Source organism: Candidatus Buchananbacteria bacterium CG10_big_fil_rev_8_21_14_0_10_42_9 (genome assembly GCA_002773845.1).
Lineage (GTDB): Bacteria > Patescibacteriota > Patescibacteriia > Buchananbacterales > 21-14-0-10-42-9 > 21-14-0-10-42-9.
Window position 1 is genome coordinate 40,596 of record PEZZ01000035.1, and the last position, 9,960, is coordinate 50,555.

General features: G+C 38.4%; 9 protein-coding genes. 8 read left to right on the forward strand and 1 reads right to left on the reverse strand.

Annotated features, from left to right (window positions below; all coding sequences use genetic code 11):
- Nucleotides 1-4 precede the first annotated feature (4 nt).
- The 8 genes from COT81_04655 to COT81_04690 all read left to right on the forward strand — a co-directional run bounded on the left by COT81_04655 (nucleotide 5) and on the right by COT81_04690 (nucleotide 9,355).
- Entirely contained in the window at nucleotides 5-1,162 is a 1,158-nt protein-coding gene (locus COT81_04655; GenBank protein PIS04809.1) for a hypothetical protein, read from the forward strand.
- Entirely contained in the window at nucleotides 1,159-4,017 is a 2,859-nt protein-coding gene (locus tag COT81_04660) for a hypothetical protein (GenBank protein ID PIS04810.1), read from the forward strand. Before COT81_04655 ends, COT81_04660 begins: the two co-directional genes overlap by 4 nt.
- Before the next feature lies 1 nt (nucleotide 4,018).
- A complete protein-coding gene (locus COT81_04665; protein ID PIS04811.1) occupies nucleotides 4,019-4,771 on the forward strand; it encodes a hypothetical protein in 753 nt (250 codons plus the stop codon).
- Nucleotides 4,772-4,774: 3 nt separating this feature from the next.
- Complete coding sequence (locus COT81_04670; GenBank protein PIS04812.1) at nucleotides 4,775-5,461, forward strand: hypothetical protein; 687 nt, start codon at nucleotides 4,775-4,777, stop codon at nucleotides 5,459-5,461.
- A complete protein-coding gene (locus COT81_04675; GenBank protein PIS04813.1) occupies nucleotides 5,461-6,660 on the forward strand; it encodes a hypothetical protein in 1,200 nt (399 codons plus the stop codon). The genes COT81_04670 and COT81_04675 overlap by 1 nt, the downstream gene beginning before the upstream one ends.
- A 61-nt stretch (nucleotides 6,661-6,721) precedes the next feature.
- Nucleotides 6,722-7,780 (forward strand): GDP-mannose 4,6-dehydratase, encoded by a 1,059-nt coding sequence (gmd, locus tag COT81_04680; GenBank protein ID PIS04814.1) that lies wholly within the window; start codon nucleotides 6,722-6,724, stop codon nucleotides 7,778-7,780.
- Nucleotides 7,780-8,661 carry a hypothetical protein gene (locus tag COT81_04685; GenBank protein PIS04815.1) on the forward strand — a complete coding sequence of 294 codons (882 nt, stop codon included), beginning with the start codon at nucleotides 7,780-7,782 and terminating at the stop codon, nucleotides 8,659-8,661. The genes gmd and COT81_04685 overlap by 1 nt, the downstream gene beginning before the upstream one ends.
- Nucleotides 8,654-9,355 (forward strand): dolichyl-phosphate beta-D-mannosyltransferase, encoded by a 702-nt coding sequence (locus COT81_04690; protein ID PIS04816.1) that lies wholly within the window; start codon nucleotides 8,654-8,656, stop codon nucleotides 9,353-9,355. Before COT81_04685 ends, COT81_04690 begins: the two co-directional genes overlap by 8 nt.
- 27 nt (nucleotides 9,356-9,382) lie before the next feature.
- Here the strand turns inward: COT81_04690 and COT81_04695 are convergent.
- Nucleotides 9,383-9,960: hypothetical protein (locus COT81_04695; protein PIS04817.1), on the reverse strand; the 578-nt coding region annotated here is incomplete at its 5' end.

Below are 9,960 nucleotides of genomic sequence, written 5' to 3' on the forward strand. Positions count from 1 at the left end.
TTTCATGAATTTATTATATATTGCCAATATCAGAATCCCGACCGAAAAGGCGCACGGCTATCAAATTTTTAAAATGTGCGAAGCTTTTGCTAATGCCGGCTTGTCGGTAAAACTTATTACGCCAACCAGGCGCAACCCCAACTTTAAAAGTATTGGCCCATTTGAGCATTACCATAGCCAAAAGAATTTTACTTTAATGCAATTAAAAACTTTTGATCCGCATTGGTTAATAAAGTTACCCAACGGAATTTATATTAAATTTCAGATTTTTTTCTTCCTTTTAATGCTGGTGCCATTTTTACTAAAGCATCCAAAAACTAATACTGTGGTTTATACTCGGGACGCGTACTTGTTACCGATTTTACAAAAGTTTTTCAAGAAGGTAGTGTGGGAAGGGCATTCGCTGCCCGGGCGCAAGGACCTGTATTTAAAGTATTATAAACTTTGTCATCACATAATTGTAGTGACCGGGGAGTTAAAGCGTCAATTAGTAAAAATGGGTGTGGGCGAAGATAAAATCCTAGTAGCCCACGATGGAGTTGATTTAGCAACATTTGCTGTAGACATTAGTCAAGCACAAGCACGACAAGAACTTAAATTACCAGCCGATAAAATTATTTTAGGATACACCGGCAGTTATCGAACTAAAAATATGGACAAAGGCATTGCCGATATTTTAAAGGCGCTGAAAATTTTAATCCCCAATATTCCTAATATACAGTTTGTGGCTGTGGGTGGTGATATTAGAGATATTAGTTTTTATCAAGATGTGGTAAGCCAAATACAAGTTGGCAACCACGTCACTTTATTACCGCGCGTGGGCCAAGATAAGCTCGCTCAATACCAGCAGGCTTTTGATATTTTAATGATGCCGTTTCCGGACACAACGCATTTTCGTCACTATATGTCGCCGATGAAAATGTTTGAGTATATGGCGGCTAAGCGGCCGATTGTAGCGACGACCTTGCCGAGTACGCTTGAAGTTTTAAACGATTCAAACGCGCTTTTAGTCTCACCGGATAATTCAGAAGAGTTAGCCGAAGGTTTACAAAAACTGATTAAAGATAAACAATTACGAAATAAGCTCGCCCAAAAAGCTTTTGAGGATGTGCAAGAATATACTTGGGCCAAACGGGCAGCTAGCATTAAAGCAGTTTTATGAATTTAAAGAGGTTATTCAATCGAATAGTTCGGCGTAAAAATAGCGGTGTTAAGATTGCGATTGGCATAGTTGTGGTTTTTGTTGGTATTGGCCTAGTTGCCATTCCGATGTTTAAATCATTAACCAGTCCAAGTTATCGCGCCAAGCTACTGCGGGAGAATCCAGCCCTGGTGCGCCTATTGCCTTTGTATTGGAAGTTACGTAAAGTTTCTGATTTGACTTATTTCGCGTATGCTTTTAAAAAAGATGAAATTCCAACCTATGATCTTGAAATAAAACCAGAAGATATCCTAACGCTAAATGATAGTTTGCCGGAAGGTTTTGGTAACGTGATTTACACCGATCCGGTTTGGGTGCCTGCAAAATTTAGTTACGGCGGCGAGGAGTATGATGTTGACGTAAGGTATAGGGGCGCTAACGCAATTCATTGGAACGCACCAAAGAAATCGTATTTAGTAAAATTTGATAAAGACAAACTATTTAATGGCATTAGGCGTTTAAGCTTTATCATTGTGGATGACCGTTACTTTGCGATGGAGCAATTGAATAATTATCGCGCCGATAAGCTTGGTTTATTGCACCCGCCAAGCAGCTTTGCCAATTTGCATGTTAACGGCCGTAACCATGGCGCCTATTTTGTGATAGAAAATTGGAGCCAAGAGATGCTAGCAAAGTGGGAAGTGCCAGACGAAACCAATTTTTATGGAGAGGAAAATTTAGGGGAAGATGGCATAACTCGTTCCGATACTTTGTGGGATAATTTAGACCGCTGGGAAAAATTGGTTGACGACAGCCAATTCAATTATGATCATTATTCTGAACTTTATACTTTGCTTGATTTGTTGCATAATGCTTCGGATGAGCAATTTAACCGGCAAATTTTTACATTAGTTGACCAAGAAAATTTTTACAACTGGCAAGTGCATCAAGAATTAATTAATTCTGCCCATCAAGTCTTTGGCAATGTGCGATTGCTATTTAACAATACGTCCGGCAAATTTTATTTTGTGCCTTGGGATGTGGAGAGTGATTATGCGTATCGCAATAATGTTGGCTTGTACGGGACTTTAGCTCGCCGTATTTTTAGTAACCCAAAATTTTTACATAAAAAGAATAAACTTTTGTACACCTATGCCAGCGATAAGGATAACTTGGAAGACGACCTAAATTATTACGACGAAACATACGATAAAATTAAAACCTCGGTTTATAAAGACAGGCTGAAAGTTTACACTAACCGTTTTGCCGATAGCGTTTACCAAGACCATCGTGAAAAGATAATTAACAATTTTAATCGAGCCAGCGATATTTTTGATGATTTCATAATATTTGTAGATGTCAATGTAACGGATGATAATAGCCAAACATTTTTGGGCCAAAGCGTTTTAGCTTATTTTGATGCCCACGTGCAAAGCTTGGCTGATTTTTTTGTGCGGGAAGTTGATGTTGAATTTGTTGATGAGGAAGTATTTAGCGATTTCAAACTTTATTATGACTACAATAATAACGGCGAACTTGATAATAGCGACACATTAATTAGTGAGCCAAGTGATGCTCTTTTATCTACCAAACGTGTATCACCTAATAATAATCAACAATACACAACAGAACTAACACGCCACCGAATTTTTATCGTTAGTCAAAATATTACAAGCGAACAATTTTCTAGCCGCTTAGCTGATGTCTCATTTAATTTTGTTAATGCGATAACAGACAGAAAAGTTAAAAAAGGAGACGTCAGGGTGAAAATTATAAATGGCCAAGCTTTGGCAAGGCTTGCAGCTATTACTGACGTTGAGGGCTTTAAGTCTAGCTATCCCCAATTTTTGATTAATGAAAGTAGTAAAGAAATAATCTTACCGGCTGGAAGCTATTTTTTTACTAACACTGTAATTGTGCCGCAAGGTTACACCTTGCGGTTACTACCCGGGACGGTCATACGATTGTCGGGGGGTACATCAATAATCAGTTACAGCAACGTGATTGCTGAAGGCACACCTGTAGCGCCAATTCAAATTATTGGCTTGACAACTGAACCTTGGGGAGTTTTTGGTGTGTTAAATAGTGATTTAGAGAGCCGATTTCGATATTTTATTGTTGACAATGGCAAGGACGCTTATGTGAATGGCGTGTATATGTCTGGTATGCTGTCAATTTATCATAACGATGTTGTAATTGAACGCCTTACCGCCTCCCGGGCAAACGCCGATGATGCGCTAAACGTTAAATCAGCTAAAGCTAAATTGTCCAATAGCACTTTCACAGTTAATAGCGCCGATGCGGTTGACTTTGATTTTATAAAAGAGGGTGAGATCTCAAACAATTTGTTTGTTAATAACGGAAATGATGGCATTGATTTGAGCGGCTCAACGGTTTTGATTAATCAAAATACAATTCACGGCTCTGGTGATAAATGTATTAGCGTGGGAGAGAGATCAGTTGATACGGTAATTTACAACAATGTATTAAATGAGTGCTTGATTGGCATAGAAATTAAAGACGCGTCTGATGTACAAATTATAAACAATGTGATTGTCAATAATGATATTGGACTGAACGCTTATGTTAAAAAGCCGGTTTTTGGCGGTGGGGTGGGCCGCGTTTATAACAGCATTATTTGGGATAATCAAATTGATGTTCAAGTTGACGAACAATCTGAAATTAATGTTAATTTTAGCGATATAAAAGATTATGAAGGGGAGGGGAATATAAACATATATCCGGTTTTAAGCCAAGACTTTACAATTAGCCCAGCAACCGATACTATATTGTTTGTAAATAGTGGGAATAAACAGGTGCTGAAGGATTGGTTAGGCATAGATTGGGCAGAGGCACCGATTGGTTTAAATTTATAATATGGAAAAAGCTAAATTACATTTTCAAAGATACGAATTCAAGTATTATTTACCCAAAGCCAAGGCTGACAAGTTGATCCCAACGCTTTTAAAATACATGGCGTGGGATCCTTATATTCAAGCAACTGACCAGGATTTCTATCAAGTTAATAGCTTGTATTTTGATAGCCCTGATTACGGTTGTTTTTGGGATAAGGAAAGCGGTATTGTGGATAGGAAAAAATTGCGCTTTCGCTACTACAATAATTTAACTTTAGGCGTTACTCCTATTTTTGCCGAGATAAAAAGAAAAAATGATGCCCTGGCAATTAAAGACAGAATTAAGCTGACAGCCGACCAAGCCGCTAGGGAGAATTTTGATAATTCATTAAGGCAACTGCTTCGTCAAGATCCAGAGGATATGTTTTTAAGTGAATTACTTTGGTTCAAGCAACGTAATTCAATGCAACCAAAATTGTTTATAAGCTATGACCGCAAAGCTTTAATTAGCAAGCGGGATCAAAGATTCAGAGTCACTTTTGATTACAACATTAAAGCCAGACGTCAGCACGATTTAAACGATGTACATGGACGACTGGTTGAAGTTTATCCTGAAGGAACTGTGCTGGAATTAAAATATAATAATATCTTGCCTGTTTGGTTTCACAAAATTATTCAAAAATATCAATTGCAACGCCTAGCTTACTCAAAATATTGTAATGCGCTTAGGCACAATATGCCGCGATTTGATGATAATAATTATAAAGTAACATAACATATGCCTACTGATTTTTTTACCAGCGGATTAACGCTCGAACCAGCTAATTTAACAATTGCGGTATTTAATATTATTTTAGCTTTTATATTATCTTATATTATTGCGTTGACGTATCGGAATACGCATCGAGGCTTGTCTTATTCGCAAGGGTTTACTTTTACTTTAATTTTAATTGGCGTTTTGATCGCGGTAATTATGATGGTAATTGGCAATAGTGTGGCGCGCGCTTTTGGGGCATTTGGCGCATTTTCGTTAATTAGATTTAGAACGGCGATTAAAGATAGCAAAGACATTGCTTTTATTTTGTTGGTCGTAGCAATTGGACTTGCCACGGGCACGAATAATTACGGCATCGCGATAGTAACAACTATTTTCGCAGTAATTATTATTTATGCATTAACTAAGATGAATTTTGGTTCAATTCGTAAATATGATTATGTTTTAAATTTCACAGCCCACTCCGATAGATTTTCTAACGATAAAATGCGTGACATTTTTAATAAATATTTGAAATATGATAATTTGCTTAATGTGTCAGCTAAAGAAAGCGGGCGGAGGTTAGAGTACAGTTTTAATGTCAAATTTATCAAGGTGGCCGACATTGATGTTTTTACAAAGTCTTTAAGTGAACTTGATGGAATATCAGATGTCGATTTAATCAGTGCCAAAAACGATATTGAGTATTAATGCCAGTTAATAAGTCACAGCTGGGGGTGGGCAGTCTGGAAATTAGCCCGCTTGCTAAGCGCTACATCAACCAGGTTTTAAGTTCTAAGCGGCTTTCTTACGGGCCGTTTATTCAGCGTTTTGAAAGGCAGTTCAGCCAAGCCCACGGAGCAAAATTTGGCGTGATGGTAAATAGCGGGACCGGCGCATTACGTATAGCTGTGGCTTGCTTGAAGGAGGTAGAAAAGTGGCAAGATGGCGATGAAGTAATTTGCCCGGCTATTACTTTTGTAGCTACCGCCAATGTAATTGTTGATCATAATTTAAAACCGGTTTTTGTTGATGTTGACTCACAAACATACAATATAGACCCAGACAAAATTGAAGCTAAAATAACTAAGCACACCAAAGCGATTATGGCTGTACATTTGTTTGGCCAGCCAGCCGCAATGGATAAAATTTTAAAGATTGCCAGCAAGTACAAGTTGAAAGTTATAGAGGATTCGGCAGAAACTATGTATGCTAAATATCAAGGCAAGCGGGTTGGCAGTTTTGGTGATATCGCTTGCTTTTCAACCTACGTGGCTCATTTAATTGTTACGGGAGTAGGTGGCCTGGCCCTAACAAGCAATAAAAAGTATGCAGAAGTTTTAAGAAGCTTGGCCAATCACGGCCGGGATAATATTTATATCAGCATTGATGATGATGAAGGTAAGTTTGGCCGAGATTTACAAGAAGTAATTTCTCGGCGATTTAATTTTGTTAGGCCGGGCTATAGTTTTCGCGTAACCGAATTAGAAGGAGCTTTGGGTTGCGCCCAGCTTAAAACAATTAATAAAACTATAGCTACGCGAAGAAAGAATGCATCTTATTTAATCAGCTGCCTAAAAGATCTTGAAAAAGATTTACAATTACCGATTCGGGCGAAAGGGGCGGAGCATTCATTTATGATTTTTCCGATAGCCATTAAGAAAGGTAGCCGGGCCAACAAACAGAGTTTAGTCTATGCGTTGGAAAAAAAAGGAATTGAAACACGCGATATGTTTCCCTTAATCACTCAGCCGTTTTATAAAAAAACTTATAAGTTAAAAGAGAATAATTTTCCGGTGGCCAAATGGATAAATAGCAATGGTTTTTATATAGGATGCCACCAAGGAATGAGAAAAGCGGAGCTTGACTATATTGTAAAAACAGTTAAAGATTACATAGCTAAACTATGACCCGCTAGAAATTGCGGGGTAAAAAAGTGAAGAGTAAATTAACATTTATTTCCAATGTGGTATGAAAAAAGCACTTATTACAGGCATTAACGGCCAGGACGGATCATATCTGGCGGAGTTTCTATTAGATAAAGGCTATGAAGTGCATGGTATAATTCGTCGCTCATCAACGTTTAACCGATGGCGGATTGAGCATTTACACCATCATTTATTTGACCGTAACCCTAATTTCTATCTAGATTACGGAGACTTAACTGATTCTTCAAGCTTGCTTAGGATTATTAAACGTGTCGCGCCAGATGAAATTTATAATTTAGGTGCCCAGTCCCATGTTCAAGTGTCTTTTGAAACCCCTGAATACACCGCTAATGTTGATGGCGTTGGCGTATTACGCATGATTGAGGCGGTAAGAATTTTGGGTTTGGAAAAAAAGACCAAATTCTTCCAAGCCTCAACCAGTGAGATGTTTGGCAAGGCCGTAGAAACGCCACAAAATGAAAACACGCCATTTTATCCCCGCAGTCCTTACGGCGCGGCCAAGGTGTATGCGTATTGGATTATAAAAAATTATCGGGAAGCTTATGGTATACACGCAACGAACGCAACGATGTTCAACCATGAATCGCCACGGCGCGGAGAAAATTTTGTCACCAAGAAAATCACTCAAAGCTTGGCAAAAGTTAAGTTAGGCAAGCAGGAGATTTTAAAGCTTGGCAATCTGGAAGCCAAGCGTGATTGGGGTTATGCCAAGGAGTACATGGAAGTGGCTTGGAAAATTATGCAGCAACCAAAGCCAGATGATTACGTTATCGCTACAGGTGAATCACATACGGTTAGGGAGTTTGTTGAAGAAACCTGCCGGCATATGGACTTTAATTTAGAATGGCAAGGCCAGGGGAGAGACGAAAAGGGAATTGACAAAAAGACAGGTAAAACCATTATTGAACTTGATGACAGATATTTGCGGCCGTCAGAGGTTGATCATTTGCAAGGCGATGCCAGCAAGGCTAAAAAAACGCTTAACTGGGAGCCTAAAGTAAAATTTAAAGAGTTAGTCAAGATGATGGCTGAATACGATTTGAAAAACGAGGAAAATAATAATGCTAAACTAATTGATTAATGGCACGGCGCAAGAAAAAAATATTGATTACTGGAGCCGCAGGTTTTGTAGGATTGCATTTAATTGAACAGCTGAGAAATATAAACCATCAGCTTTTTTTAACCACCCGGAAAAAAAAATTTACCGCCCCGGGCGTAAAAGTATATTATGGAAAATTAGAGGATAAACAATTTTGCCAAAAGATATTGAAGGATATTGATGAAGTTTATTATTTAGCTGGCTATAAGAAGAATATTGCCTATCACACTAAGTATCCATTCGAATTTTTTGATGGTAATGTTAAGCCGTTAATGCAGTTTCTCGCAGCCCTAGGCAAATCAAAAGTCAAGAAGGTAGTGTATCTAAGTTCGGCGATTGTTAATTATATGGAAGCGCAGGGGAGTAATGACGGTTATATTTTAGGCAAATACGCTAACGAGGTTGCAATCAAAGCCTTTAATCAACAATCAAAAATTCCAGTTGTGATAGTGAGGTCAGCCGCTATTTACGGCCCGGGTGATAACTTCGATCCCAAAACAGCTAATTTTATACCCGCCATTATTGATCGAATTTCTAAAAGCAATAACAGTTTAACAATTTGGGGCAAGGGAATTCGTAAAATGCAATTTGTGTACATTGATGATTTAGTGTCGAATTTATTGGCGGCTATGCGCGGCAAAAAACTTTTGTATATTGTCGGCAACGCTAAAAGTTACACCGTTAATCAGGTGGTAGCCAAGATTTTGAAAATTTGCGGCAAGCCTTTAAAGATTGAACATGATTTAAGCAAGCCTGACAAGCCGACAAATAAAATAATTTTTAAAAATGCGGTTAAACCTAAGGTTAATTTAGAAAAAGGGTTGGAAAAGGCGGTGGATTATTACATTCAAAAATATGTCTAAGATTTTAGTGATTGTGCCAACTTACAATGAAGAAGGGACAATAGGTGAATTATTAGATCGGCTTTTAAAGCTTGATTTAGAGTTAGATATTTTGGTGGTGGATGACGGCGATGATTTGACAGGGAATATCGTGAATGAAAAGCAACGCCAGCATAAAAATATTTACTTAATAAAGCGCCAATCTAAATCGGGCAGAGGCACAGCTGTGCTGGAAGGGTTGCTATTTGGCTTAAAACAAGATTATGATTACTTTGTAGAAATGGATGCGGATTTTTCTCATCCGCCTGAAGAATTGCCAGAACTTATGAAATTAGCCGAACCAAACAAAGTTGTTATTGCCTCACGCTATATCAAAGGCAGCCGAATCGAGAATTGGCCAATTAGGCGCAGGCTTTTTAGCCACATGGCAAATTTTTACGCTAAATTGGTTTTAGGTATCCCAATCCATGATTACACAACGGGCTACCGGGTGTATGGCCGCACTGCGATTGAAAGCTTGGACTTTGAAAAGTTTAAATCAGCGGGTTATATTGTTTTATCTGAGATTGCATACCAGTTATATAAAAATGGGGTGCAGTTTGCTGAACGTAAAACAGTGTTTGTTAATCGTGAAAGAGGGGAGTCCAGCTTTTCTTTGCAAGAAGTTAAGGAAGCATTTGCGGCTGTATGGAGAATCAAAAAAGAGTTTAAATAAGGACAGGCTTTAAGCCTGCCCATGTGGTTACTGTTTTTCTACAAAATCTTTCTCCAAGAATTGCGCGCCAATTGACCATCGATATCGCCCTAAGCGCATAGGCTTGAAACCGTGGTAGAATGGCGCTTTTGAATCGTAAATCAAGCAAGAATTTTTCAAGTTAGTTGGTTCAAAAATAACATCGTCTCCCATTGCGTCGTTGGTTAACGTTAGTCCTCCGGCATTTTTACCTCCGTTGCCATTAACAAAGAAAAATACGTTGATAACGTTTTGAGCTAGATCATTGTTGTATATTCCGTCACGATGGGGCACAACTTGCGTCCCGGGATATGATTTGTGCATCGCGAAAGAATACGAAACAAAATCTTTATCTTTGCCAATAAAATTTTTAATGCGGTTTTGGAATTTTTCTGTCCGTAAGTAGTCGAGCATTTTTTTCACTGTTGGGTGGTATTTAAAACTTTCGGGCACAGGCTCACCATACGACCAAGCCATACCTCGGTCGTAATTTTTGGTAATTTTTGTTGGCGGTTCAAGCCAATACCTTTTAGGCCAATACTTGATTAATTCTTTATAGAAAGATTGGTCAAATATGTTTTCTACAA

What these genes read in the sequence shown, in the direction of transcription:
- COT81_04655 (PIS04809.1), top strand. Translation starts at nt 5, where the DNA reads ATGAATTTATTATATATTGCCAATATCAGAATCCCGACCGAAAAGGCG.
- COT81_04660 (PIS04810.1), top strand. Translation starts at nt 1,159, where the DNA reads ATGAATTTAAAGAGGTTATTCAATCGAATAGTTCGGCGTAAAAATAGC.
- COT81_04665 (PIS04811.1), top strand. Translation starts at nt 4,019, where the DNA reads ATGGAAAAAGCTAAATTACATTTTCAAAGATACGAATTCAAGTATTAT.
- COT81_04670 (PIS04812.1), top strand. Translation starts at nt 4,775, where the DNA reads ATGCCTACTGATTTTTTTACCAGCGGATTAACGCTCGAACCAGCTAAT.
- COT81_04675 (PIS04813.1), top strand. Translation starts at nt 5,461, where the DNA reads ATGCCAGTTAATAAGTCACAGCTGGGGGTGGGCAGTCTGGAAATTAGC.
- gmd (PIS04814.1), top strand. Translation starts at nt 6,722, where the DNA reads ATGAAAAAAGCACTTATTACAGGCATTAACGGCCAGGACGGATCATAT.
- COT81_04685 (PIS04815.1), top strand. Translation starts at nt 7,780, where the DNA reads ATGGCACGGCGCAAGAAAAAAATATTGATTACTGGAGCCGCAGGTTTT.
- COT81_04690 (PIS04816.1), top strand. Translation starts at nt 8,654, where the DNA reads ATGTCTAAGATTTTAGTGATTGTGCCAACTTACAATGAAGAAGGGACA.